At 48.4% G+C, this 25,152-nt stretch carries 23 protein-coding genes and 1 riboswitch; of the genes, 18 read left to right on the forward strand and 5 right to left on the reverse strand.

The genetic code is table 11. The features are described from left to right. The first annotated feature begins 151 nt into the window (after positions 1–151). From thrS to ACN081_RS06515, 3 genes are all read left to right on the forward strand, one after another. The gene (gene thrS / locus ACN081_RS06505) at positions 152–2,182 is read left to right on the forward strand and encodes a threonine--tRNA ligase (protein ID WP_419101327.1); all 2,031 of its coding nucleotides are present in this window, start codon (positions 152–154) and stop codon (positions 2,180–2,182) included. A gap of 148 nt (positions 2,183–2,330) precedes the next feature. After that, positions 2,331–4,388, forward strand: coding sequence for a M3 family metallopeptidase (locus tag ACN081_RS06510; RefSeq protein ID WP_419107302.1), 2,058 nt, complete (start codon positions 2,331–2,333; stop codon positions 4,386–4,388). A gap of 140 nt (positions 4,389–4,528) precedes the next feature. Next, complete coding sequence (locus ACN081_RS06515) at positions 4,529–5,092, forward strand: HIT family protein (RefSeq protein ID WP_419107303.1); 564 nt, start codon at positions 4,529–4,531, stop codon at positions 5,090–5,092. Positions 5,093–5,098: 6 nt separating this feature from the next. Here ACN081_RS06515 and thiE read toward each other — a convergent pair whose 3' ends face one another. Continuing rightward, a complete protein-coding gene (thiE, locus tag ACN081_RS06520) occupies positions 5,099–5,803 on the reverse strand; it encodes a thiamine phosphate synthase (protein WP_419107304.1) in 705 nt (234 codons plus the stop codon). A 44-nt stretch (positions 5,804–5,847) separates the two neighbouring features. After that, positions 5,848–5,985, forward strand: a riboswitch (TPP riboswitch). Between thiE and thiO the strand changes: the two genes are divergently transcribed. The 11 genes from thiO to ACN081_RS06575 all read left to right on the forward strand — a co-directional run bounded on the left by thiO (position 5,979) and on the right by ACN081_RS06575 (position 14,975). Beyond that, on the forward strand, positions 5,979–7,292 hold the full coding sequence (thiO, locus tag ACN081_RS06525; RefSeq protein WP_419107305.1) for a glycine oxidase ThiO: 1,314 nt from the start codon (positions 5,979–5,981) through the stop codon (positions 7,290–7,292). (Overlaps the previous riboswitch by 7 nt.) Further along, positions 7,270–7,512, forward strand: coding sequence for a sulfur carrier protein ThiS (gene thiS, locus ACN081_RS06530; protein ID WP_419107306.1), 243 nt, complete (start codon positions 7,270–7,272; stop codon positions 7,510–7,512). Before thiO ends, thiS begins: the two co-directional genes overlap by 23 nt. 39 nt (positions 7,513–7,551) lie before the next feature. Then, a complete protein-coding gene (locus tag ACN081_RS06535; protein ID WP_419107307.1) occupies positions 7,552–8,364 on the forward strand; it encodes a thiazole synthase in 813 nt (270 codons plus the stop codon). Positions 8,365–8,389: 25 nt separating this feature from the next. Next, a complete protein-coding gene (locus tag ACN081_RS06540; RefSeq protein ID WP_419107308.1) occupies positions 8,390–9,577 on the forward strand; it encodes a ThiF family adenylyltransferase in 1,188 nt (395 codons plus the stop codon). Next, the gene (locus ACN081_RS06545; RefSeq protein WP_419107337.1) at positions 9,574–10,863 is read left to right on the forward strand and encodes a MurT ligase domain-containing protein; all 1,290 of its coding nucleotides are present in this window, start codon (positions 9,574–9,576) and stop codon (positions 10,861–10,863) included. Before ACN081_RS06540 ends, ACN081_RS06545 begins: the two co-directional genes overlap by 4 nt. Further along, positions 10,863–11,585, forward strand: coding sequence for a type 1 glutamine amidotransferase (locus tag ACN081_RS06550; RefSeq protein WP_419107309.1), 723 nt, complete (start codon positions 10,863–10,865; stop codon positions 11,583–11,585). The genes ACN081_RS06545 and ACN081_RS06550 overlap by 1 nt, the downstream gene beginning before the upstream one ends. Positions 11,586–11,683: 98 nt before the next feature. Next, positions 11,684–12,442 (forward strand): YebC/PmpR family DNA-binding transcriptional regulator, encoded by a 759-nt coding sequence (locus ACN081_RS06555; protein WP_419101318.1) that lies wholly within the window; start codon positions 11,684–11,686, stop codon positions 12,440–12,442. Positions 12,443–12,458: 16 nt separating this feature from the next. Continuing rightward, positions 12,459–13,142 (forward strand): crossover junction endodeoxyribonuclease RuvC, encoded by a 684-nt coding sequence (gene ruvC, locus ACN081_RS06560; RefSeq protein ID WP_419101317.1) that lies wholly within the window; start codon positions 12,459–12,461, stop codon positions 13,140–13,142. Between the two features lie 27 nt (positions 13,143–13,169). Continuing rightward, a complete protein-coding gene (gene ruvA / locus ACN081_RS06565) occupies positions 13,170–13,790 on the forward strand; it encodes a Holliday junction branch migration protein RuvA (protein ID WP_419107310.1) in 621 nt (206 codons plus the stop codon). 120 nt (positions 13,791–13,910) lie between these two features. Further along, positions 13,911–14,873 (forward strand): Holliday junction branch migration DNA helicase RuvB, encoded by a 963-nt coding sequence (gene ruvB, locus ACN081_RS06570; protein ID WP_419101636.1) that lies wholly within the window; start codon positions 13,911–13,913, stop codon positions 14,871–14,873. Positions 14,874–14,882: 9 nt separating this feature from the next. Then, positions 14,883–14,975: a LysM peptidoglycan-binding domain-containing protein gene (locus ACN081_RS06575; protein WP_419105888.1), complete on the forward strand. Its 93-nt coding sequence runs from the start codon at positions 14,883–14,885 to the stop codon at positions 14,973–14,975. Between the two features lie 54 nt (positions 14,976–15,029). On the opposite strand, the gene ACN081_RS06580 is transcribed toward ACN081_RS06575, so the two are convergent. Further along, positions 15,030–15,176, reverse strand: a complete 147-nt coding sequence (locus ACN081_RS06580) for a hypothetical protein (protein WP_419103735.1) — start codon at positions 15,174–15,176, stop codon at positions 15,030–15,032. Positions 15,177–15,783: 607 nt separating this feature from the next. On the opposite strand from ACN081_RS06580, the gene secD reads away from it, so the two are divergent. The 3 genes from secD (at position 15,784) to ACN081_RS06595 (ending at position 21,114) form a co-directional block, all read left to right on the forward strand. Next, positions 15,784–17,481: a protein translocase subunit SecD gene (secD, locus tag ACN081_RS06585; protein WP_419107311.1), complete on the forward strand. Its 1,698-nt coding sequence runs from the start codon at positions 15,784–15,786 to the stop codon at positions 17,479–17,481. A gap of 2 nt (positions 17,482–17,483) precedes the next feature. Then, positions 17,484–18,560, forward strand: a complete 1,077-nt coding sequence (gene secF, locus ACN081_RS06590; RefSeq protein ID WP_419101311.1) for a protein translocase subunit SecF — start codon at positions 17,484–17,486, stop codon at positions 18,558–18,560. Positions 18,561–18,792: 232 nt separating this feature from the next. Then, a complete protein-coding gene (locus tag ACN081_RS06595) occupies positions 18,793–21,114 on the forward strand; it encodes a RelA/SpoT family protein (protein WP_419103777.1) in 2,322 nt (773 codons plus the stop codon). Here ACN081_RS06595 and ACN081_RS06600 read toward each other — a convergent pair. The 3 genes from ACN081_RS06600 to ACN081_RS06610 form a co-directional block, all read right to left on the reverse strand. Then, positions 21,111–21,752: a hypothetical protein gene (locus tag ACN081_RS06600; RefSeq protein WP_419107312.1), complete on the reverse strand. Its 642-nt coding sequence runs from the start codon at positions 21,750–21,752 to the stop codon at positions 21,111–21,113. The two genes, ACN081_RS06595 and ACN081_RS06600, sit on opposite strands and share 4 nt — an antisense overlap. 234 nt (positions 21,753–21,986) lie before the next feature. Further along, positions 21,987–22,169 (reverse strand): hypothetical protein, encoded by a 183-nt coding sequence (locus ACN081_RS06605; protein WP_419107313.1) that lies wholly within the window; start codon positions 22,167–22,169, stop codon positions 21,987–21,989. Positions 22,170–22,193: 24 nt separating this feature from the next. Then, a complete protein-coding gene (locus ACN081_RS06610) occupies positions 22,194–23,480 on the reverse strand; it encodes a DUF349 domain-containing protein (RefSeq protein WP_419107314.1) in 1,287 nt (428 codons plus the stop codon). Between the two features lie 305 nt (positions 23,481–23,785). Here ACN081_RS06610 and hisS point away from each other — a divergent pair, with 305 nt between their 5' ends. Next, the gene (hisS, locus tag ACN081_RS06615; protein ID WP_419107315.1) at positions 23,786–25,150 is read left to right on the forward strand and encodes a histidine--tRNA ligase; all 1,365 of its coding nucleotides are present in this window, start codon (positions 23,786–23,788) and stop codon (positions 25,148–25,150) included. Positions 25,151–25,152 lie beyond the last annotated feature (2 nt).

Consider the following 25,152-nt stretch of genomic DNA (forward strand, 5'->3'; position numbering starts at 1 on the left):
TCCACAACCAGTCGTCACGACACTGCAGATAAAGAACCCCCATGACAAAACACATGTAAACTAAAGAACAATGTGCGCTCTTGTACCGCGCACTATCAATACCGAGCATGCCCTTAGTACGGGCGTGCACAACACACAAACAAGGAGACAGATGTCTGTCGCACACATTTCTGTAGACGTTGCCGGAGAAAAACGCACCATTGAAGACGGCACCACAGCCGCCGAACTCTTCACCGAAGACCGCGATATTGTCGTTGCCCGTATTAACGACAAACTCGTAGACCTCTCAACACCCCTACACGAGGGGGATTCTATCGTCCCCGTCAGCATCCACGAACAAGAAGGTCTAGAAGTCCTCCGTCACTCCGCCGCGCACGTCATGGCTCAAGCAGTCCAAGAATACCGAAAAGACGCAAAACTCGGCATCGGACCATATATTACCGACGGCTTCTACTTCGACTTTGACGTTGAAGACCCCTTCACCCCTGAAGACCTCAAAAAAATTGAGAAAATGATGATCAAAATCATCAAATCAGGACAAAAATTTGTACGCCGCGTTGTGACCCCAGAACAAGCAGCGCAAGAAATGGCGCAAGAACCCTACAAGCTCGAATTGCTGAGCCTCAGCCAAGGTCCCGGTTCTGGGGCTGACGCAGCAGAAGGCGCCTCCGTAGAAGTCGGCGCCGGCGATATCACCATCTACGACAACGTTCACCCCAAAACTGGGGAAACCGTATGGCGTGACCTCTGCCGTGGCCCACACCTACCCAACACAAAACTTATCGGAAACGGGTATGCCCTCATGCGCGCAGGTGGAGCCTACTGGCGCGGTTCTGAAAAGAACCCCATGCTCCAACGCATTTACGGAACTGCATGGCCTAGCAAAGAAGAGCTCGTAGCCTACAAGGAACGTATCGCAGAAGCTGAACGACGCGACCACCGACGACTCGGAGAAGAACTAGACCTCTTCTCCTTCCCTAAAAACATCGGCCCCGGTCTACCCGTCATCCACCCCAAAGGTGGCATTATCAAACGTGAGATGGAAGACTACGTACGCACACGCCACATCCAAGAAGGCTTCCAATACGTCAGTACCCCTCATATCTCCAAAGAAGACCTGTTCTACACCTCTGGGCACCTGCCATACTACTCAGACGGTATGTTCCCCTCCATGGAACTCGATAACGGAAACTACCGTCTCAAGGCCATGAACTGCCCCATGCACAATGAGATTTTCCGATCACGAGGACGCTCCTACCGAGAGCTACCATTACGACTATTCGAATTTGGAACCGTCTACCGTGACGAAAAATCAGGTGTACTACAAGGACTCACCCGAGTTCGTATGATCACCCAAGACGACTCACACAGCTACGTCACCAAAGAACAAGCACCCGATGAGATTCGTCATCTGCTCAAATTTATGCTCAGCCTGCTAGAAGATTTCGGTATGACAGACTTCTACCTCGAATTGTCTACCCGAGACACAGAAGGCGATAAAAAAGACAAATTTATCGGCACCGACGAACAATGGGAACAAGCAACAGCAGTCCTTGAACAAGTCGCCTCCGAAACCGGTCTAGAACTTGTACCAGATCCAGGTGGAGCAGCATTCTACGGACCTAAAATCTCCGTACAAGCGAAAGACGCCATCGGCCGTACCTGGCAGATGTCTACTGTTCAATATGACTTCAACCAGCCACAACGATTCGGGTTAGAATACCAAGCCTCAGACGGAACACGTCAAGAACCTGTCATGATTCACTCTGCAAAGTTTGGTTCGTTTGAGCGCTTCCTCGGAGTTCTCACCGAACACTATGCAGGAGCATTCCCCGCATGGCTATCACCCGTACAAGTTGTAGCAGTGCCCGTAGCAGAAGCCTTCAACGACTATATGGCAGATATTGCTACCAAGCTTCGAGCTGAAGGGGTTCGCGTAGAAGTCGACTACGGAACTGACCGTTTCCCCAAAAAGATTCGTACCGCTTCCAAAGAGAAAACACCGTTTATTCTCATCGCCGGCGGAGAAGACGCAGAAAATGGGGCAGTATCGTTCCGCTACCGTGATGGCTCCCAAGAAAATGGTGTGCCTGTAGCAGAAGCTATCCAACGCATTGTTGAACACATCAAGAACCGTGTGAACGAAGACCCTCGCGCAACAACTGAAACACCGGCAGAATAGAAGAAAAACCTATACAGCCAAGACATCTCATGTGTTGAAACTGTCGCTCTTGTAAAGAATCCTTCCGACAAGGAAAAACTTTACAATAGCGACAGTTTGCTTTAACACAGCAGACAGGAGGAAAAAACCACCGCTAAAATAGAGAACTATGACACATAAACTATTACAAGCATCATCAGATATCGGAGGATACCCACAACTAGCCTCCACCACCAGCCATGACATACACCAAGCGTTAGAAGAAGCCGTACAGGCTCAAAAACTTGCGTGGAACAACATCTGTGCAAATAGCGAAACACCAACCTTTGCAAACACCATTGAACCGTTAGAAGACAGCTACCGAGAATTCTCACGAGCAACAGGCATCTACTACACGTACCTGTCCTCCATGGGAACACCAGAAATACTAGAACTCAGCGAATACTGGGAACCCAAACTCGCCGAACACACAACCGCCATGGCAAATAACGAGCCTCTTGCTACTCGCATCGCCAACGTTGAAGAGCACAACCTCACCCCAGAACAACAACGAGTGCTCAAGCTCTGGAAAGAAACATTCACCGACGCAGGAGCATACCTCAGCAAAGATGCACAACAACAGCTCGCAGCACTCGAGGCCGAACTAGCAAAACTGAGTGCAGAATTCTCTAAAGCACTGCTGACCGGAGCACAACAAGCAGCACTTCTCATCCACGACGAAGAAGAACTTGCAGGACTCGACGAAAGCACCCGAGAACGTCTTGCCCTCAACGCCGCAAAAAACGGACACGAAGGAGCGTTCCTGCTACCTCAAGATCTCTTTGCCGCACCGGCACTTCTTGAATCACTAGAGAACCCCGCGACCCGCGAAAAATATTATGCAAACTCCATCAACCGTGGACGAGCACACACTCGAGATGCCGGTAGCGCAGATACACCACAAACCATCCAAACTGGCGCAAAAATGTCATACCTGCGAGCGCAACGAGCAGCACTCTTCGGAGCAAAGAACCACGCAGAACTGACCATTCGCCGAGCTGTAGCACAAAAATCTGATGAAGCACTAGCGATGCTTGAAAAAATGTTGCCACAAGCATTAGCAAACTTCCGTAAAGAACTAGAAACCATGGCAGAAGTTGCGGGAGTGCCTGTTGAAGACATCCATGCTGCTGACGTACCTTACTACCTCAAACGTGTGGCAGAAGAAAAATATCGTGTCGATATACAAGCTCTACGACCCTACTTTGAGCTTAACTCTGTAGTAGAACGAGGCGTCTTCTACGCCGCTGAAACTCTTTACGGAATCAGCTTCACCGAACACCCCGAACTGTCGAGTTATTACCCCGACATGCGGGTATGGGAGGTCAAAGACGAGAACGGCACTCTCATCGGTATTTTTGCTCTTGACCCGTATGCTCGCGCCACCAAACAAGGCGGAGCATGGATGAACGACCTTGTACCACGTGATGAACGCATCCAACAAGTGCCAGTAGTGCTCAACACCCTCAACATTGCAGAACCTGCTGAAGGTGCACCGGCGCTACTGACCCTTGATAATGTACGGACACTTTTCCACGAATTTGGCCACGCACTACATTCCTTGTTAAGTACCGCTAAGTATCCTTCTGTTGCTGGTACGAACGTTCCCCGTGACTTTGTTGAATATCCCTCACAAGTTAATGAGATGTGGATGTTCCACCCAGCAGTAGTAGGGAACTACGCACGCCATATTGATACAGGAGAAACACTCCCACAAGAACATATTGATGCGCTACGCGCTAGCGAACAGTGGGGAGAAGGATTTGCCACCAGCGAATATCTAGGAGCCGCCCTCCTCGATATGGCATGGCACACCCGTAGCGTTGAAGACGGGCTCATCGACAGTTGTGAAGATGCTAAAGCCTTTGAAGATGAAGTGCTCAAACGTTATGGCTTCGACCAATACCCAGTATCTCCGCGCTACCTTACCGGAATGTTCAAACACATCTTTGGTGGAGGATACGCCGCCGGATACTATGCTTACATCTACTCCGAGATGATGGACGCAGAAACTGTTGATTGGTTTGAAGAGTCCGGGGGAGCAACCCGCCACAACGGTGAAACCTTCAAAAACGCTATCCTCGCAACAGGAAATAGCCAAGACCCAGCAGAGTCTTTCCGACAGTTACGAGGACGAGACCCACGAATTGAACCACTATTACGTCGACGTGGACTACTTGAAGAATAGTTAGAACCTATTCTGCTAGGAGTATCGCGCTCGCATAATCTGTGTGGATGCTACCGGAAAAGACTTATCCGGTAGCATCCACAAGAATCTTTTAGCAACATTCACATAGAGCGTATGAGCCTACAGGTACACTAAAGACCATGGAGTACACCACCGATAGCTTTGAACTGCCACAAGTCCCAGATGCTTTCCAACGGCTTTGGACACCTCACCGTAAGGCATACGTCAGCGGAGGGCAAAAAGACTACCAAGAACAGACGTGCCCCTTTTGTAGTGCTCCCGAACGCTCCGACGAAGAATCTCTGATTGTTCATCGAGGTAAATACGCATACGCCATCTTAAACCTCTACCCATATAACCCAGGGCACCTGCTGATTCTGCCCTACCGGCATATCCCATATTACGATGACGCAACCGTCGAAGAACTAACCGAAATAGGGGTTCTTACCCAACAAGCGATGCGTGTGCTACGTCAAGTCAGCAAAACAGACGGATTCAATATTGGGATGAATCAAGGCAAAATTGGGGGAGCCGGAATAGCCGATCACCTACACCAGCATATCCTCCCACGATGGTCTGGCGACACCAATTTCTTACCGATTATCGCCCACACAAAAACCATGTCACAGACACTAGGACAGATACACACTCTCGTAAAACAAGGGTGGGAAGAATACCTTTCAACGACAACCAAAACTCTTTAGAGAAAGCTAAACAACTTCTAACGCACCCTTCAGCTGTTTTGCTGCGCTACGAACATCAGTAGCTTCGGTTAAAGCACGCACCACAACAATACGTGAGGCACCTGCCTGACAAACCTCTGACACCGTATCCACGTTAACGCCACCAATAGCAAACCACGGTTTCTGACCGGCAAACTGAGCAACCTGCTCAAGATACTCCACGCCTGTTGCTGCACGCCCCGGCTTCGTCGGTGTCGGCCACACCGGCCCACACGCAAAATAATCAATATTCTTATCGGTAGCAGCCTCCTGCCCCTGAGACACTCCATGTGTTGAAGCACCTACAAGAACATCGGCACCTAATAACCTGCGCGCCTGCACTGCAGAAAGATCGTCTTGACCTCGATGAAAAATATCAGCACCCATAAGAGCGGCAATATCAGCACGGTCATTGACCGCAAAAAGCTTATCGTGACGACGCGCCACCTTTTTGAGAACCTCTAAAGCTGCTAGCTCCTGTTGCACAGAAATCTTCTTATCACGCAGCTGAATAATATCAACACCGCCACTATAGGCTTCATCCAGAAAAGACTCTAAATCTCCACGAGATAAACGCGCATCCGTACACAAGTACAAGCGTGCTTTGTGAAGCTTTTCAAGGCGCTCGCGACGAAGCGTTGAAGAAGAATTCACGAAAGAAGTGGCGAAAGGCTGTTGTTCATAAACGGACATAGTTTTGAGGTCTCCTTGTATCAAAAAGATTGAGGCTTATACTTAGAGTGACCTACGGGAGCGTCAGATATATCGCGCCATATCACAGTAGATATATCTTCACGACGCTGAGAGGGCTAAGAGAGCCGACCGTCTTACTTGATGCGGGTTATGCCGCCGGAAGGAAGTGTTCGTCATGGGTGCGACGTTGTTTAACCCGCACGATGAAGATTCAACTATTCATCAATATATACCCGAACTATCCAAAGAACCACCCTCAACAGTAGATATTGCAGTCATCGGTGCAGGAATTATCGGATTATCGACCGCGTACCGTCTCCAAAAAATAGGGTATAGCGTTGCTGTCTTAGACCCACAGCCTGCTTCAGAAGCAACACGAGCAGCCGCCGGAATGCTTGCCCCAGCATCTGAAACACAATTTCGCCAAGAACCATTAGTTCAGCTGATGAAACGGGCAGCGCAACTATACCCATCCTTTGCACAACACATTCAAGAAGAATCCGGTATTCATGTTGGTAGACAAGAAACAAAAACCCTCGTGTGCGCCTACGATCATGCTGATAAAAATGCTCTAGAAGACCTCCAACAATATCAGCAAGAGCTAGGTTTAGAAACCCAAAAAATATCCATCCGAAAAGCTCGTTCTCAAGAACCAAGCCTCTCCTCGCGTCTTGCAGGAGTCGTGGAAATAGCCGGCGACCACCAGATTAACCCGCGCTGGTACTGCCAAGGGCTCATACACCTCTTACACGAACAGCTCTACCCTGTGAGAGCCCAAAAAATTCTTCTCGACGCAGACCAAACACACGCTCGCGGCATCTACTGGGAATACCAAAACCCCACGACAGGGCAACAGCACACCGGAGAACTCCACGCAACATATATCATCGTCGCTAACGGCCTCGGAACCTTAGAACTTCAGGGCATACCAGCGCTCAAAGAACTCCCTTTACGACCCGTCTACGGTGATGTGCTTCGTCTCCGCGTACCTGAAAACCAGCGGCCCTTCATCACCTCAACAATTCGCGGTATCGTCCGCTCCCAACCTGTTTACATCGTTCCCCGTGAAGACAACACCGTCGTCATCGGTGCAACATCACGTGAAGACCATATGCCCGGTATCAACGCTGGCGGAATATACCAACTACTACGTGATGCAAGAGAGCTTATCCCCGCCATCACAGAACTCGAACTCTACGAAATAATCTCACGAGCACGCCCCGGAACACCCGACGACCTGCCCCTCATCGGCACAATCGAACACCACGGTAAACCACTCAAAAACCTCATCCTCTCAAACGGCTACTTCCGTCACGGAATACTGCTTTCACCACGAGCAGCAGAACTCGTAGAACACCTCATCACCGAAACCCTCACCGAAGACGACAGAAAAGACCTCTACGCTTGCCGTCCACAACGCTTCACGCCAACCCAACAAAACCCTAAACCAACGGAGGAAAACCCCAATGAACATCACCCTCACAATTAACGGTGCAGAACACACCTATACGACACCACAAACCATCAAAAAACTCGTCGAAGACACCATCAACACCGCCCTCAACGACCAAGGAAACGCCCAAGACGGAACACCCCTTGGCATCGCCGTAGCACTCAACGACACCGTACTACCACGCAATCAATGGGCACACACCACCGCAAACCACTATGACAGGCTAGAAATCATCACCGCCGTACAAGGCGGATAACACCACCAGCACAAACAACAAACTCGAGATAAAAAGAACATGACACCAACAAACATTCCACCACTGAACATCGACGGAGTAGACCTCAACTCACGACTTATCATGGGCACCGGAGGAATCACCTCACTACAACACCTCGAAGAAGCACTCCTTAGCTCAGGAACAGAACTGACCACCGTCGCCATGCGACGATACAACCCCAGCGGAAAAGAATCTCTCTACTCCATTCTGAAACGCAACAACATCAAAATTCTGCCGAACACCGCAGGCTGCTACACCGCAAAAGACGCACTACTAACCGCAGAACTTGCCCGAGAAGCACTCCAAACACACTGGATTAAGTTAGAAGTCATCGCAGACGAAACAACACTCCTACCCGACACCTACGAACTAATCGAAGCCACCGAAACACTCGCCGAACGAGGCTTTACCGTATTCGCCTACACCAACGACGACCCCATCACCGCACGACACCTACAAAATGCAGGCGCCAGCGCCGTCATGCCCCTCGGCGCACCCATCGGCACAGGACTAGGAATACTCAACCCACACAACATCCAACTCATCACCAGCGAACTAGATGTTCCCGTCATCATCGACGCCGGCATTGGAACAGCTAGCCAAGCAACACAAGCAATGGAACTAGGCTGCGATGCTGTCCTCCTCGCCTCAGCCGTCACCCGAGCCCAAAACCCCGTAGCAATGGCAGAAGCCATGAAATACGCAGTACACGCCGGATACCACGCCTACCATGCTGGACGCATCCCCACCCGAACCCACGCGCAGGCCTCATCACCAACCGAAGGACGAATCCTCACCGGAGCACCCACCCAAGAAGACCTCACCCCCTAACCTCAACGAAGAAAGCACCCCAACCATGCCACTGGCACCACTGACCACACCCAAAAAACAACTCAGCACACAAGAACAACTCCGCTACGGGCGACACTTCACCCTGCCCGGCATCGGAGAAGAAGGACAACGACGACTCGCCAACGCAAAAGTCCTCAGCATCGGAGCCGGAGGACTCGGCTCACCCCTACTGCTCTACCTCAGCGCAGCAGGAGTCGGAACCCTCGGCATCATCGACCACGACACCGTCGAATACAGCAACCTCCAACGCCAAATCATCCACAACAACAACACCATCAACACACCCAAAACACACTCCGCACAACAACGCATCCACGAACTCAACCCACACACCAACGTCCACACCTACCACGAAAAACTCAACGCAAACAACGCCGAAAACATCATCAAAAACTACGACCTCATCATCGACGGATCCGACAACTTCGCCACCAAATACCTCACCAACGACATTTGCGAACACCTCAACAAACCACTCATCTGGGGGAGTATCTCCCAATACACCGCACAAATCTCACTCTTCTGGGCACACCCCAAACACCTCAACACCACCCAACACACCCAAGGAACCACCCTCCGAGACCTCTACCCACAAATACCAGCAGCAGACTCCATCCCCACCTGCGCACAATCAGGAGTACTCGGATCCCTCTGCGGAACCATCGGCTCCATCATGGCCACCGAAGCCATTAAACTCATCACCGGAGTCCCCGAACCACTCCTAGGAAAACTCTGGATGTACGACAGCCGAACACACACCACCAAAACCCTCAACATCACACCCGATCCACACCGCACACCCACACCACTGACCGAAACACTCCAACAAATACAACAATCAACACCACAACCCCTCAACGTCCCCGAAATCACACTCCACGAAATCAACCAACACCCCGAACACTACACACTCATCGACGTACGCGAACACCACGAACGCAACAACGGACACTACCAAGACCACGCACACATCCCACACCAAGAACTCCTCACCCTCATCAACAACACCCCAAACCCCCTAGAAAACATCAACAACACCCTCACCAAACACCTCAAAAACAACACCACACCAGTGTTCTACTGCGCCAGCGGAAAACGCTCAGCACTCATCGTCCACACCCTCAAAAAACAACAACCACACATAACAGCCCTATCCCTTACCGGAGGATTCAACCAAACACCTATAAAATAAAAAACATGTCTAGACCCATAACACGACTCATCGGCCAAGGCGTACGCTACGCCACCAAACTCCGCGGAGGCGGATCCGCATTCCCCGGACTCGTCATGGAAAAACTACACCCCAACTTCGTCCCCGAAGAACTCGCAAAACTACCTCACGGCGTAATCGTCGTCTCTGGAACCAACGGAAAAACCACCACCACAAAAATGGTGGTCCAACTACTCCAAGCCCAAGGGCTCAAAGTCTTCACCAACAAAACAGGATCAAACTTCGTTCGAGGAGTTGCCGCCTCACTCCTCGCAGAAATGAGCCTCACCGGAAAACTCGACGCAGACATTGCCGTCCTCGAACTCGACGAAGCCCACGCCGTACACTTCGTCAAAAAAGTCAAACCACACTACGCACTACTACTCAACGTCCTACGCGACCAACTCGACCGCTTCGGTGAAATCGACACCACCCGAAAAATGCTCACCACCGTAGCAGAAGCAACCACCAACACCGTCGTACTCAACCGAGAAGACCCACGCATCCTCAGCATCGCAGAACACGTTAAAACAGGAACACACACCAACTATTTCGGACTCAGCCAAAAACTCCGAACCATGTTCCCATCCGACGACGAAATGCGCTCGCAACAACGAACCAGCACTAAAGAAAACCTCCCAGAAGCCACCGTCACCCTCAACGACTTCAACGGAACCAACGCAACATTCACCCTCAACGGACACACCGCACAAGGAAAAATCAACCTCTACGGCGTCTACAACATCTACAACGCCGCCGCAGCAATGGCACTCACCCAAGCAGTCATGGGAGAAAACCTCAACGAAGAAAAACTCATCGAAGAACTCCAACACATCACACCCGCCTTTGGACGAGGCGAAACCCTCAACATCAACGGCCAAACACTACAACTACTACTCGTCAAAAACCCCTCAGGATTTAGACTCTCCCTCGCCAGCGCAGACGCACAAGACTACGCAACCATGATTACCATCAACGACCAATACGCAGACGGCAGAGACGTCTCATGGCTCTGGGACGTAGACTTCCACAGCCTACAAACAACCGGAGTCAACACCGTCTCCGGAACCCGCGCATGGGATATGGCACTACGCCTAGAACACGACGAAATCACCACCGAACACGTCGAAGAAAACCTCACCGAAGCACTAGAACACTTCATCAAAAACTCCCACGGCAAACCCATGCGCATCTTCTGCACCTACACCGCCATGCTTGCCATCCGCAAAGAACTCTCCAAAATTACCAACGTAGAGGACATCTCCTAATGAGCAACAAAACACTCACCATCGTCCAACTCTACCCACAAGATATGAACATCTATGGAGACTGGGGCAACACCCTCGCCCTAGCACGTAGAGCAAAAGCCCACGGATACACCCCCGAAATCATCGACTACAACCCCTCCGACACCTTCCCCGAAAACCCCGACATCATCCTCGGCGGAGGCGGACAAGACTCCGGACAAAGCATCATCCAAGAGGACCTTCACGCCATCGCCCCCAAACTCAAAGAACTCGCAGAAAACGGCACACCCATGCTCGTCATCTGCGGACTCTACCAACTCTTCGGACAAGAATTCCGCACCAACCAAGGAGAAACACTCCAAGGTATCGGCATCTTTGACGCCATCACAATCGGCGGAGAAGAACGACTGATTGGAAATATCGTCGAAGAATCCGAAGAATTCGGAACACTCATCGGATACGAAAACCACTCCGGAATCACCACACTCTCCGACGGCACCCGCCCCCTAGCCACCGTCACCAAAGGCGAAGGGAACAACACCACCGACACCACCGAAGGCGCTCGCAAATACAATGTCATCGGCACCTATCTACACGGCTCGCTCTTGCCGAAGAACCCTGCCGTGGCTGACTTCTTAATTGCAGAAGCTGCCAAGAAAAAATATGGGGAATTTATCCCTCAAACAATAGATGACACGACTATTGACCGTGCACGTGAAAGCGCCATGAATCGACCCCGTTAATGCGGTGTCGTTGAAACTGTTTACAATAGAACCTAGTATCTAAAGAGAACCTGCGCTGATGAGCCACATCAGCGCACAGCAACAAAAGGAGACAACGTATGTCAGGTCACTCCAAATGGGCAACAACCAAGCACAAAAAAGCAGCTATCGACGCTAAACGTGCAAAAGCATTTGCCAAATTTATCAAAGCTATTGAAGTTGCAGCTCGTATGGGTGGCGCAGACGTATCTGGTAACCCTGCACTAGACCTCGCTGTTTCTAAAGCTAAGAAAAACTCTGTCCCTAACGACAACATTGACCGTGCTATCAAGCGTGGTGCTGGTCTCACCGGTGAAACCATTGACTACACCGAAATCATGTATGAAGCCCGCGGACCTCAAGGAACAGCTCTTTATATTGAATGTTTGACCGATAACCGTAACCGTGCAGCAGCAGAAGTTCGTACTGCCGTTACTCGTAACGGTGGCACTATGGCCGATCAGGGATCTGTAGCGTTCCTCTTTGAACGTAAAGGCGTTGCCGAGGTGACCAAGACCGAAGGCCTTACCGAAGACGACGTCCTCATGGCAGTGCTTGATGCTGGAGCTGAAGAAGTTATTGATGAAGGCGATATTTTTACTGTCGTATCAGAAGCAACTGATCTTCCAGCCATCCGCCAAGCATTGACTGAAGCAGAACTTGAATATAACAATGACGACCCTGTTTTCCGTCCTACCATGAATGTCGAAATTGACGCTGAAGGTGCTCGCAAATTCCTCAAACTAGCAGATGCTATTGAAGAACTTGACGACGTTCAGAACGTTTATTCTAACGCTGATATTAACGAAGCTGTTATGGAAGAACTTAACGCAGACTAAGGAGATAGTAGGCACAATGCCCCTATCCACAACACAGCGCCCGAAACTTGCGAGTATTCCGCGAGTTCCGGGCGCTGCCCGTATTCTTGGAGTAGACCCAGGGCTGACACGGTGCGGTTTTGGTGTTATTGATATGACCGCTAACCGCCAAGCCCGCTATGTGAAAGTTGGTGTGGCAGGAAGCGCCCCCGCCCAGAAACTTGACCAACGTATTTTCACTGTTTTTCAGGCGGCAGAAGAATGGCTAGAGGTGTATCAGCCAGATGCTTTAGCCATTGAACGAGTATTCGCGCAAGAGCAAGTCAATACGGTGATTGGCACGGCTCATGCTTCTGGTGTTGTGATTGCTGCTGCTGCTGCACGTTCCATTCCCGTATATTTTCATACTCCTTCAGAAGTTAAAGCGGCTGTGACTGGTTCCGGTAAAGCAGATAAAGCTTCTGTCGGAAGAATGGTCACGCGTATCCTTAAATTAGAGAGGCTACCTCAACCTGCTGATGCCGCAGATGCTTTAGCTATTGCTATTTGTCATGGGTGGCGTGGTGCAACGGTCGGCTCTGGTATTGATATGAGCGCTGGCGTGCAAACTCATCAAGGTTCGCGGCCTCGTCCTCAGATGGGTGCGCTAACCCCAGCCCAAAGAGCGTGGAAAGCGGCAGAAGCTCAAAGTGCTCGTCGTGGGCGAGGACAATGGAAATAGTACATATATTCGAATAAGATAGAGATTATGATTAGCACCCTCACGGGAACCGTGACTCAGATTTCCCTCAATAGCCTCATCCTTGACGTCAATGGTTGGGGGCTGATGGTACATACTCCAGCTCGAACACTCTCTCAGCTTTCGCAAGGGGAGACAACTACTCTTTTAACAAGCTTTATCGTTCGTGAAGATTCCATGACTCTTTACGGCTTCTTAGAACCGGCTGAACGTGAAGCCTTTGACCTTTTGCTCTCTGTCTCTGGTATCGGTCCGCGTATTGCCTTAGCAGCATTGTCGGTGCATACGGCCCAAGATATTGAACGAGCTATTGCCACAGGAGACGATAAAGCCTTCACTAAAGTTCCTGGTGTTGGCCCTAAAACTGCTCGAAGAATTGTTTTAGAACTTGCCGGAAAGCTGATTCTCAACGCGAACTCCGACACCGATCAGCTACCGCTTAACACTGGCGTAGCATGGAAATCTCCCGTTCTCGAAGCGCTCATAGGATTAGGCTGGAGTGAAAAAGATGCAGAACGTTCGGTGGAATCCTACCTCAAAAAGAGTGCGCATCCTGAGAAGTTGTCGGTGCCACAAGCCCTCAAAGAAGTCCTTGCAACATTAGGGCAACAACACAGCACCCGTCATTAGCACTCACGAACATTATCGCCTCAAGAATGAAGAACGGATACTTTGGTGAACCATCGCGCAACAGAACCTGAATATCGAGAGCAACGGCTCGTCGGGTTAGAAGAAGAACCTGAAGAAAAAATGATTGAAGCCGCTTTGCGTCCCCAATCATTAGATGATTTTGTAGGTCAGCAACGTGTCCGACAGCAGCTCTCACTACTTCTCGAAGCATCAAAACTGCGTGGTAAGTCAGCAGACCATGTGCTGTTATCTGGACCTCCCGGTCTAGGAAAGACAACCTTGTCGATGATTATTGCCGCAGAGATGGATGCGCCCTTGCGTATTACCTCAGGGCCAGCCATCCAACATTCCGGAGATTTGGCTGCTATTCTTTCTTCCTTGACTCCCGGTGAAGTTTTATTCTTAGATGAGATACACCGTATGTCTCGTCCAGCAGAAGAAATGCTGTATATGGCGATGGAAGATTTTCGTGTGGATATTGTGGTCGGGAAAGGTGCTGGCGCTACGTCTATTCCTCTGGAACTTCCACCGTTTACGTTAGTGGGGGCAACTACTCGGGCTGGTCTTTTGCCGGGGCCTCTACGAGACAGATTCGGTTTTACCGGACACTTAGAGTATTACTCAACAGAAGAACTGGAAAAAGTGTTGCGCCGTTCGGCAGGGCTGATGGATATGAATATTAGCGCTGAAGGTTTTGCGGAAATTGCAGGACGTTCTCGTGGCACTCCTCGTATTGCTAATCGTCTTCTGCGTCGTGTACGAGACTGGGCATTAGTGCACGACATCCCTCATATCAGCGCCGTAGAAGCTGGACGAGCTCTTGACATGTATGAAGTAGACTCGCGGGGGCTTGACCGTTTAGATCGTTCCGTCCTTGAATCTCTTATTCATAAGTTTGGTGGTGGTCCTGTTGGGCTGTCAACTCTTGCTATTGCCGTAGGCGAAGAAGTTGAAACAGTAGAGACGGTCGCAGAACCTTATCTTGTCCGTGAGGGGATGATTGGTCGTACACCCCGAGGCAGAGTAGCGCTTTCAGCTGCTTGGGAGCATCTGGGGATAGAACCTCCAGAACAACTCTCATAAGATAAATATGTGGTTTTACCCAATTGCCTTACTGAGCTTAACGGTATTGCTAACCCTGATGTAATTGATGTTGGTCAGGTTATTGTTATTCAGCTTGGCTAATAACAAGGCGGGGCTGGGCATCACTTTTTGTGTGGTGCTCAGCCCCGCCTCTTTTTATTTGTTGGTTTTTAGGGCGGTGTAGGCGACCCCTCCCATGACGGCTGATAGGAGGAAATACCAGGGGTGACCTAGTACGGCTGGGATGAGGAATGCTACTGCGCCGATGGTTGCAAATAATGCAATTTTTTGTTTATCTGTCATGATGTTTTTCCTTTGTGATAGAGTCGGGGGTAACGCCCTCCCGCCCCTGATTAGTTCGGTTATTCAGGAGCGGGAGGGTTTTGTTACCTACTTTTCTCTTGAGTCTTCTTGATGGTAAAAGGGACAATAAAAAATATTATCGCCGATAGCTCCCACGTTTTGGCTGAGAATCAATCCACTCTTTCGCATTCTCAGGCAAATAAAGTGCTTTACCGTTAGGTAACACGAATATCATTAGTCATTACTTTACCGTGGTAACTGTTGATATATTGTCAGCCTCGTTGCTACATGTCTGTATTCACCAGTAGTACAAAAGATAAATGAAGCCATATCTTCATAAATATGTCTGATTTTATGCTCTGCAAACTCATCAGCGTATGCGGATTATTCGTTCGTGAACTACGATAGAGCGTGGAAACTTTTCTGCCAAGAAGTATTTTCTGATAAATATTTCTTGGTTTCAGTGATGACATGCACCGTTATCAAACATTGTAGATACTCACCATTAGAAGAAAAGTTCCACTAAATACGAATAAAAATGTTGAGCACATCGTTTACTAAGTATCAAGAAGTTAACGCATGTAGGTCGGGAGAGTAAAGGGGCGGTATGGCTAAGCGAAGCCAACGAGCTAAAGCGAGTAGAGCGCTTATCGCCATGGCTGTGATAGTCGTGGCTTTATGTGCTGGAATCTTTGCTAGCACATCCTATGGAGGGTCATGGCGAGCTAAGTTCGCTTTAGACCTCTCTGGCGGAACACAAATGATTCTTGCGCCTAAAGTCAACGGGGCGCAAGACCAAACAGTTTCTGCCGAACAACTAGAGCAAGCTGTCGAAATTATTCGTCAACGTGTTGACGGTTCAGGTGTGTCCGAAGCAGAAGTGACGACCCAATCAGGGCGTAATGTTGTTGTCTCGGTGCCAGGAACTATCGATCAAAAAACACGTGAGCTGATTCAAGCCTCTGCACAAATGGACTTCCGCGCAGTAATTTACTCAACTTCTCCAGAACCTGTTGCTGATGATAAAAAACTGGCTGATGACCAACTTCCTCACCCCGATGGAGAAGCGACAGACGGTTCCGACGTGCGGTGGGTGACCCCAGAACTCTGGCGTGAATATGAAGCAACTGACTGCACAAGCGGGAAAAGCCCTAACGCAGAGCATCAAGACCCTCACCAAGCTATTGTGGCTTGTGCAGTATCTGGGCATGAAAAATATATCCTAGGACCTGTAGAGCTGAGTGGCTCCGATATATCTAACGCAACCGCCTCACAGGTTGCTAACAGTAATGGTGTCTCAACGGGACAATGGGGTGTAAACATCAATTTTGATGAGAAGGCCCGCGAAAAGTTTAAAGACATCACCACTCGCCTTTACGGAATCTACGGAAAAAACCAGCAAGATCCACGTGCTCGTTTTGCGATTATGCTCGATGGCGCAGTTCTTTCTTCTCCGGTAGCTCAAGCAGTGATTGCCGACGGTAACCCACAAATTACCGGTAACTTTACGGAAGAAAGTGCACAGTCTCTTGCTCAGCAGCTCAAATACGGTGCTTTGCCCATCAGCTTCACCATTCAATCTGAACAGCAGATTTCTGCAACGTTAGGTTCTGACCAGCTCAAGATGGGGCTACTTGCTGGTGTTATCGGTTTGCTATTGGTCTTCGTCTATTCACTTTTCCAATACCGCTTACTAGGGTTCGTGACGATTGCATCGCTGATCGTTGCTGGTGTTATCTCTTATCTGGCAATTATTTTGCTTGGGTGGTCTATTAACTATCGTCTTTCCCTTGCCGGTATTGCTGGTTTAATCGTCGCTGTTGGGCAGACTGCTGACTCCTTCATCGTGTACTTTGAACGTATCCGTGATGAAATTCGTGGGGGTCGCACTATCCCCGCTGCAGTAGATCATGGCTGGCGTCGTGCTCAACACACGATTCTTGCTTCTAAAGCAGTCAACCTCCTTGCAGCAGTAGTGTTGTACATCTTCTCCGTCGGTTCGGTTCGTGGATTTGCTTTCACCTTAGGTTTGACCGCTATCGCCGACCTCATCGTTGTGTTCCTCTTTACACATCCTGTTCTGACGCTTCTTGCTCGTACCCGATACTTTGGTGAGGGTGGACGATTCTCTGGTCTAGACCCTGTTGCCCTTGGTGCTACACCGTTATATCGAGGCGCTGGTCGTTTGCGCACTGCAGAAGAATCTGAGCAAATGAGTATCGCTGAACGTCGTCGAGCTGCTGCTCGCGCCCAAGAAAACGCTCAAGAAGTAGAGGCTTCTCAGAGCACACAGAAGGAGGGGTAATTGTGGCTAACGCACTTGCTCGTTTTGGTAACGACTTACATTCTGGACAGCGTTCATACCAGTTTGTTGGAAAACGTAGATTGTGGTTAAGCATTGCAATGGTTCTCGTTGTTTTGTCCCTTCTCATCCCCGTCGTCAAAGGAGGGTTCAATCTAGGTATTGAGTTCCGAGGCGGTTCAGAGTTTACGATTTCTGATACTTCAAATACCGATATTTCGGTAGGGCAAAAAATTATTGCAGAGCACGCCCCTGAAGCCTCTGACGTTCGAGTGACTCATATCGCTGCGAAAACTATCAGGGCGCAAATGAGCCAGCTTAACGATGAAGAGACTCTTGCGGTAAAAACTGCCCTTCAAGAGGGGTACGGTGTTTCTGCAGACGACGTCACCTCGTCCTTTGTTGGGCCAAGGTGGGGCGCCGATGTGACCAGACAAGCACTCTACGGACTTGTCGCGTTCGTCCTTCTTGCTCTTATCGGCATGGCTTTATACTTCCGTACGTGGAAGATGTCTCTATCTGCTATTGCGGGATTGCTTTTCACCGTAATCGTGACAATCGGAATTTACGCTTTAGTAGGCTTTGAAGTGACGCCTAGCGCAATCATCGGTTTCTTAACCATTTTGAGCTATTCACTCTATGACTCTGTGGTAGTTTTCGATAAGATTCGTGAGAATACCGAAGGCATTGAGAAACGCCGTGACCTCACCTATGGTGAACAGATTAACCTTGCAACGAACCAAACTCTTGTTCGTTCCATTAACACTTCTGTTGTGGGCGCATTACCTGTTGGTGCAATTCTTTTCATCGGTGCGTTCATGCTTGGTGCTGGAACTCTACAAGACCTCTCGTTAGCTTTATTCGTCGGCATTATTGTGGGAACGATTGGAACACTCTATGTTTCTGCACCAATGTATGCGGCGTTGCGTCTAGGTGAGAAAGAAATTCGTGAGCATACACAGATGGTAGAAGATATTCGTTCTGGAAAAGTTATTGAACCAGAAGATGCTTCTGAGACTTCTGAGCAGAGCTCTCTCAACGAAATACGCATTGAAGTCAACACGATTTCATTGGATCGTTAACGTTGATTAGACAATAACTATAGTTTTTGTTAAAAAATCGGTAGCTATGAAAAGAAATAGCTACCGATTTTTTATTTTTGTTATAGTGCGAACAATATAAGGCTAAAATAGCCATACTAGCCTTGGAAGGATGAACACTATGGCGGATTCAGCACACACAGCACAAGATATTGTTTCACAAAAGGTTGTTGGTAACCTTCTTCCTACGACTCTTGGCGGATCGCATCGGGTGATGTCTGCCTCAGAGCGTATTCCCACTCGTCATGTTTTCGGACGTTCCATTCAGACTTCACGAACAAGTCCTACACGTTATTCACCAGTACTTGCCCCAGTGATTCGAACTGTTAAAAAATTTCATCCCGAAGAGGACCTTGACGTAATACAACGGGCCTTTACCGTTGCCGATAAATATCACCAAGGGCAAAAACGTAAAAGCGGTGACCCCTACATTACTCACCCCGTTGCCGTCACCACGATTCTTGCAGAGATGGGAGCCACTGGCCCTGTTCTTGTGGCTGGGCTACTTCACGACACCGTAGAAGATACTCCGTATACGCAAGAACAACTCATCGAAGACTTTGGCGAAGAAGTTGCTTATCTTGTTGATGGCGTCACGAAATTAGATAAAGTAACTTACGGGGAATACGCCTCGATAGAGACGATTCGTAAATTAGTGCTTTCTATGAGCAAAGATATTCGCGTCTTATTGATCAAACTTGCTGATAGGTTGCATAATGCTCGCACGTGGCGTTTTGTTCCCTCTGGCTCTGCAGCTAAAAAAGCTGAAGAGACTCTAAAAATCTATGCTCCTTTAGCACACCGGCTTGGTTTGAGCGCTCTTAAATGGGAGCTAGAAGATCTTTCTTTTGCTGCGATGTCTCCAGAGATTTATCGTGAAATTGTGCGCATGGTGGGGGACCGTACACCTAAGCTTGAAAAATATTTGGATGAAGCCAAAACGACGATTGAACAGCGTCTTGCCAAAGTTGGTATTAAGGCTACTGTCCATGGGCGTCCTAAGCATTATTATTCTATTCATCAGAAAATGAAGTCGAAGAATAAGAGCTTTGACGAAATTCATGACATCTTAGCTGTTCGTATCCTTGTCGATGATGAAGACACTTGTTATGGCGTATTAGGGCACGTAATGTCCTTATGGACCTCGGATCAGGGACGCTTTAAGGACTATATTAAATCTCCTAAAAATAATCATTATCAATCGATACATCTAACATTTGTTGGTCCAGGAAATCTTCCTCTCGAGGTTCAAATACGAACCTATAAGATGCATGAAGAAGCAGAATATGGTGTTGCTGCACACTGGAGATACAAGGCTGCTTCTCGCGGTGAAGATCTTGGAAAAATTGATGCTTCTGGTCGTAAAAAATCAGAGAATAAATCTTCTACTTTTAATGCTGGAATTTTACAAAATATCGCAGAGATATCGAATTCAACACCAGAGCCTGTAGCATTCTTTGAAGAGTTAGCTTATCACTTAGAGACTGACGAGATTGTGGTGATGACCCCCAATGGTGACGGCATCATCTTACCTGTTGGAGCCACACCGGTAGATTTCGCCTATGCTATCCATTCTGAGGTCGGCGAGAAAACTGTTGGAGCTATCGTGAATGGAAAGATAGCTTCTTTATATACGGGATTAAACTCTGGCGATGTTGTCGAGATTCGTACGTCAAAGAGCCCTCAGCAAGAACCTAGTGAAGACTGGCTAAAATTTGTGCGTTCTTCTAAAGCTCGCCAAAAGATTCGTCAGTATTTTGCTAAAGGTCGCCGATTAGAAGCTATTGATAAAGGCCGTGACGCACTAACTAAGGCAATGCGTCAGCATGAGTTGCCTCTGCAAAAGATGCTGACTGCAGATTTATTGATGCAAGTAGCCCATACTTTCCATCAAAATGATGGTGCTTCTTTGTATCATGCCATCGGTGAAGGAAATATCAAAGCTCAAGATGTCATCTCAAACCTTGTAAATATCTACTATGGCGATGAGGACGATAACCTTGACGTGTTGCCATCCGATTTTGATGAAGATATGTTCTCTTCTCGTCGCACAGTTAGCGATAACGGAATCGTTGTTCCCGGCGCAGATGGTATTTTGACGAAAATTTCTAAGTGCTGTAACCCTGTTCCACCGGATGAAATTCTTGGTGTCGTCACGCGTACTAGCGGAATATCGGTTCACCGAACAGACTGCCCTAATATGCGCAATATGGGGGACGAACCACGATTAACTGAGGTTCAATGGGCGTCAAGTTCTCAGGCTGTCTATCGAGTCAATATTCAGGTTGAATCAATAGACCGTAAATCTTTATTGATGGATCTGACCAGAGCCATCGGTGAGAACCATATTAATATTTGTCATGCTCGAGTACTGACTAGCGAAGATCGCTTCGCGATTAACCGTTTTTCGGTGGAAGTACGTGACCGGTATATGTTGGATCATGTTCTTAATGTTCTTAAGAATGTTGAAGGAGTCTATAAGGCGTATCGTCTCACAGGGGCAAAGCCCGTACACGAAAAATCTTCTACCAGTTAAACTTTCATAGGGTGTGAGGTCGGGATGTTCTGGGATATTTGTTGAAGGACCTGTTGAGCTTTTTGACGGTGGGGTACATACTTCTTGTGTTCAAGGTATGTGTGCATAGTGTCGACAGAACATCCTGAAAAGTTTGGAGTGTTGAGGAATCGTTCGACACTTTGACGAGCGATAGTTTCATCGTGGTGATAGATGAGCAAGTCTAAAGCGGTTCGTAGCGGAGTCGTAACGTGTACCTTGCCTAGGGCTAGGTAATCAGTAGGCGAAAACTGGTTTTGATGCGTAATGATGTTCTCTTGCCTAGTTTTACGAGTGTTAATTCTTGAATAGCGGTCAAAATCTATATAGAAATTCTCAAAGGCAGATGGAGTGCAACCCCATATCCATGCTGCACTATAACGAGAGATTCTACCTCTGGCAAAATATCGAGGAGGGAGGATAAGGCTTAAGGCGCTAGCTCTTAATAAAGGAGTGATACGTAACGCTGAAGGAGCATAAATATGGGGGAGTACCTCCTGATATTGATACTCTTGGGCGAGAACACGTAGCTCTTGAAGAGTGCCGTTAAAAGTCTCTTTGCTCAGAAGCTGAGAACAATATAATTTCATTTGTTGCTCAGAACTTAGTGAAGAACACACTATAGGTGTTGTTGGAGGTCTAAGACTTTGTTGAGTCCTGACACCTAAAACATGTTGAGGATGGCTCTCGACGAACAAGGGGCAAGGTAGTGTCTGAAGAAGAGAGCTAGGGCGCTGAGAATAAGCTGGTGGTGTACTCATACGCCCATTATGCGGTAGTTCTGAGTGAAACTATGTGTAGTAAAAAATATTTGTGGATATCTTCTTGTCTGCCTATATTAATCTGAATTCTTTCTACCCTCGGATTGCGGCTCGAGCGATACACGGACTACGGTTCACTAAATTATTAATTTTGGTAGCTAAGCAACCAATACGTCCGAAACTTCGCACAGAAAAGGCTCCCCAGTAAAAAACATCAGGGGAGCCTTTTCCGTGAGGGGTTTCAGTATAGGTTTTTTGAGCGTGCCAGTTGCTCATAATCTCCTTACCGAAAACAATTTTTTAGGCGTTAAAATCTGCAGAAGACGCCTGAAGCGTGCTCAACCATGTACGACGTGCATCGAGAGCTTCTTGAGCTTTTTTAATCTTCTGAGCATTGCCTGTTGCTTCCGCCTTCTTGAGGTCTTCTTCAAGGCCTGCTATGGAGTCCTCTAGCTGAGCAAGCATGGAGTTTGCGCGGGCTTTCTTCTCAGGGTCGCTCTTAGACCACTTAGCATGTTCTGCATTGTAGATAGCGTCCTGAACCTTCTTAAGTTCGCCTTCAACGCGACGTACTGCATGACGAGGTACACGACCGGCTGCATCCCAACGGTCTGCAATAGCTTCGAACTGAGCTTTTGCAGCTTTCACATCAGTGACCGGTAAAATGGCTCGTGCTTCTTCTAGAAGTTTTTCTTTGACTTCAAGGTTAGCCTCAAACTCTTTATCTAGCTCTGCATGAGCTACTTTACGAGCTTCAAAGAAACGATCTTGTGCGGCACGGAAACGAGTCCAAAGAGCGTCATCTTCACGACGTGAAGCACGAGGAGCGCTCTTCCAACGGTCCATGAGGTCACGGTATTTTGTTGCTGTTGCTGCCCAATCGGTAGAAGTAGAAAGTTCTTCTGCCTCTGCGATGAGCGCTTCTTTAATCCGTTTAGCTTTGGCATTCGCCTCATCGAGAGAGGAAAAATGTGCGCGACGGTGCTTATCAAAAGTTGTGCGAGCAGAACGGAAACGAGTCCACAAACTATCTTCTACACTCTTAGGTAGGTGGTGAGTGCGCTGAGTGGTTTTCCACGCGTCAAATAGTTCGTTCATGCGAGCATGAGAGTTTTTCCAGTGGGTTTTCTCAATGTCTTGAGAAGCAATGGACTCTGCTTCGCTCACGATTTCTTCACGAGCTTTAAGGGCTGCTTCGCGTGCTGCTGCTTGTTCTTCTTTTTCAATAACTGCACGTTCAGCAATTTTTCCGGTAATAGCAATGAGACGTTGCTGTAGGTCTGCATAATCGCCAACCATGTTGCGAATAGCAACCTGAGCGCCGAGCTGTTCTACAGATTTCTGCAAATCAGCAACAGCCGCACCATGCTCAACGCGTGCTTCAAGAAGTGAAATCTGAGCTTGGATATTTTCAAACTTACGAGCAAAATATGCGAGGGCTTCGTCGGGGGTAGCTTCTGGAAGCTGGCCGACAGCGTATTCTTCTCCCTCGACAATGACAAAAACGTGTCCGTCGTCGGATACTCTGCCAAACTGGCGTGCTTTATCGAGGTCTACTGGGGTGTTGTCGTCGGATTGTGTGGTCACCGCTATAACTCTTTCACATGAGGCGCACAAGCGCGTTAAACAAACAAAAGCCGCATTCTTCGGCTAGTTCCTCTGCGTATCAGAGGCGCAATTCGCCGTGAATGCGTACATCTTTAGAATACCTTTAGCTTTAAAAACTAGCAACGCAACACGTGAGAAAACCTCTATGAGAATGAGTTTCAAACTACATTTTATGTAGATGACTCCTGTTGATGTTGGGTGATAGCAAAACAACCGAGTACCCTAGAGTAAAGAACTAATAAACACCATCCGGCTTCATCTAGTCGTATATATAGGAGTAACACATGGCTCGTAAGGCTTCGCTATCTGGTTTTCCCGAATTTCTTCCCGAGGAACGCCTGGTAGAGAATCACGTATTGGATACTCTCCGTACCACCTTCGAGCTTCATGGATTCTCACCTATTGAGACTCGTTCGGTGGAGACAGTAGAGCAGCTACTGCGTAAAGGCGAAATCGATAAAGAAGTTTATGGTATCTCTCGACTACTTGACGAAGACGCCGCACACAACAGCACCAAAAAAGACAAAGAAAAACTAGCTCTTCACTTTGATCTCACCGTACCTTTTGCACGATACGTTGTAGAGAACGCCGGATACCTCAACTTTCCTTTTATGCGCTACCAAATGCAGAAAGTATGGCGAGGAGAGCGACCTCAAGATGGTCGTTTCCGTGAATTTACCCAAGCTGACGTAGACGTTGTAGGCGATGGAACATTGCCTTTCCGCTACGATGTAGAACTCGCTCTAGTCGTCGTAGACGCACTTTCACAACTGAACATTGGTGACTTTAAGCTACGCGTCAATAATCGAAAACTCTCTGAAGGTTTCTACCGTGGAATTGGGCTCGACGACACGGCAGGGGTGCTCCGCTCCATCGATAAACTCGAAAAAATTGGGGCAGAAGCAGTAGCGCAACTTCTCAAAGATGAGCTCGGAGCCAGTGACGAACAATCACAAGCAGCTCTATCATTAGCTCAAATCAGCGCCGAAGATACCTCGTTTGTTAAACAAGTACGCGCTTTAGGTGTTGAACATGAACTTCTTGAAGAAGGCCTTGCCGAACTAGAACAAGTTGTTGGTGAAGCAACTAAACGTGCCCCTGGGCGTGTTATTGCAGACCTGTCAATTGCTCGCGGTTTAGATTACTACACTGGAACCGTCTATGAGACAGTTCTTGTTGGACACGAAAAACTTGGTTCAATCTGCTCTGGAGGTCGCTACGAATCACTAGCTTCTAACGGTAAGAGAACCTTCCCCGGTGTGGGTCTTTCTATCGGGGTAACCCGCCTTGTCTCACGTATCATTGCAGAGCGCATGGCAGAACCAACTCGTAAAGTTCCTTCTGCCGTATTGATTGCTCTAACACATGAAGACATGTGGTCTGAAGCGCAAGACGTTGCCGTGGCATTACGCTCAAGAGGTATCGCTTGCGAAGTTTCTGCACAAGCAACCAAATTTGGTAAACAAATTAAATATGCAGAAAAACGTGGCATTCCTTTTGTCTGGTTTACATATGAGACAGAAGACGGCGGCTTGACTCATGAGGTAAAAGACATTCGTTCCGGAGAACAACTCCCAGTGAGCCCTGCACAATGGGTGCCATCAGCCGAAGACCTCACTGTACGTGTAGTAGCCACAGAGAACTCCTAAAA

The sequence above is a fragment of the Rothia sp. P13129 genome, from assembly GCF_048512865.1.
GTDB lineage: Bacteria > Actinomycetota > Actinomycetes > Actinomycetales > Micrococcaceae > Rothia.

Excerpts from the sequence above, each read along its gene's own strand:
- thrS (WP_419101327.1), top strand. The coding sequence starts at position 152 with ATGTCTGTCGCACACATTTCTGTAGACGTTGCCGGAGAAAAACGCACC.
- ACN081_RS06510 (WP_419107302.1), top strand. The coding sequence starts at position 2,331 with ATGACACATAAACTATTACAAGCATCATCAGATATCGGAGGATACCCA.
- ACN081_RS06515 (WP_419107303.1), top strand. The coding sequence starts at position 4,529 with ATGGAGTACACCACCGATAGCTTTGAACTGCCACAAGTCCCAGATGCT.
- thiE (WP_419107304.1), bottom strand. The coding sequence starts at position 5,803 with ATGTCCGTTTATGAACAACAGCCTTTCGCCACTTCTTTCGTGAATTCT.
- thiO (WP_419107305.1), top strand. The coding sequence starts at position 5,979 with ATGGGTGCGACGTTGTTTAACCCGCACGATGAAGATTCAACTATTCAT.
- thiS (WP_419107306.1), top strand. The coding sequence starts at position 7,270 with ATGAACATCACCCTCACAATTAACGGTGCAGAACACACCTATACGACA.
- ACN081_RS06535 (WP_419107307.1), top strand. The coding sequence starts at position 7,552 with ATGACACCAACAAACATTCCACCACTGAACATCGACGGAGTAGACCTC.
- ACN081_RS06540 (WP_419107308.1), top strand. The coding sequence starts at position 8,390 with ATGCCACTGGCACCACTGACCACACCCAAAAAACAACTCAGCACACAA.
- ACN081_RS06550 (WP_419107309.1), top strand. The coding sequence starts at position 10,863 with ATGAGCAACAAAACACTCACCATCGTCCAACTCTACCCACAAGATATG.
- ACN081_RS06555 (WP_419101318.1), top strand. The coding sequence starts at position 11,684 with ATGTCAGGTCACTCCAAATGGGCAACAACCAAGCACAAAAAAGCAGCT.
- ruvC (WP_419101317.1), top strand. The coding sequence starts at position 12,459 with ATGCCCCTATCCACAACACAGCGCCCGAAACTTGCGAGTATTCCGCGA.
- ruvA (WP_419107310.1), top strand. The coding sequence starts at position 13,170 with ATGATTAGCACCCTCACGGGAACCGTGACTCAGATTTCCCTCAATAGC.
- ruvB (WP_419101636.1), top strand. The coding sequence starts at position 13,911 with ATGATTGAAGCCGCTTTGCGTCCCCAATCATTAGATGATTTTGTAGGT.
- ACN081_RS06580 (WP_419103735.1), bottom strand. The coding sequence starts at position 15,176 with ATGACAGATAAACAAAAAATTGCATTATTTGCAACCATCGGCGCAGTA.
- secD (WP_419107311.1), top strand. The coding sequence starts at position 15,784 with ATGGCTAAGCGAAGCCAACGAGCTAAAGCGAGTAGAGCGCTTATCGCC.
- ACN081_RS06595 (WP_419103777.1), top strand. The coding sequence starts at position 18,793 with ATGTCTGCCTCAGAGCGTATTCCCACTCGTCATGTTTTCGGACGTTCC.
- ACN081_RS06605 (WP_419107313.1), bottom strand. The coding sequence starts at position 22,169 with ATGAGCAACTGGCACGCTCAAAAAACCTATACTGAAACCCCTCACGGA.
- hisS (WP_419107315.1), top strand. The coding sequence starts at position 23,786 with ATGGCTCGTAAGGCTTCGCTATCTGGTTTTCCCGAATTTCTTCCCGAG.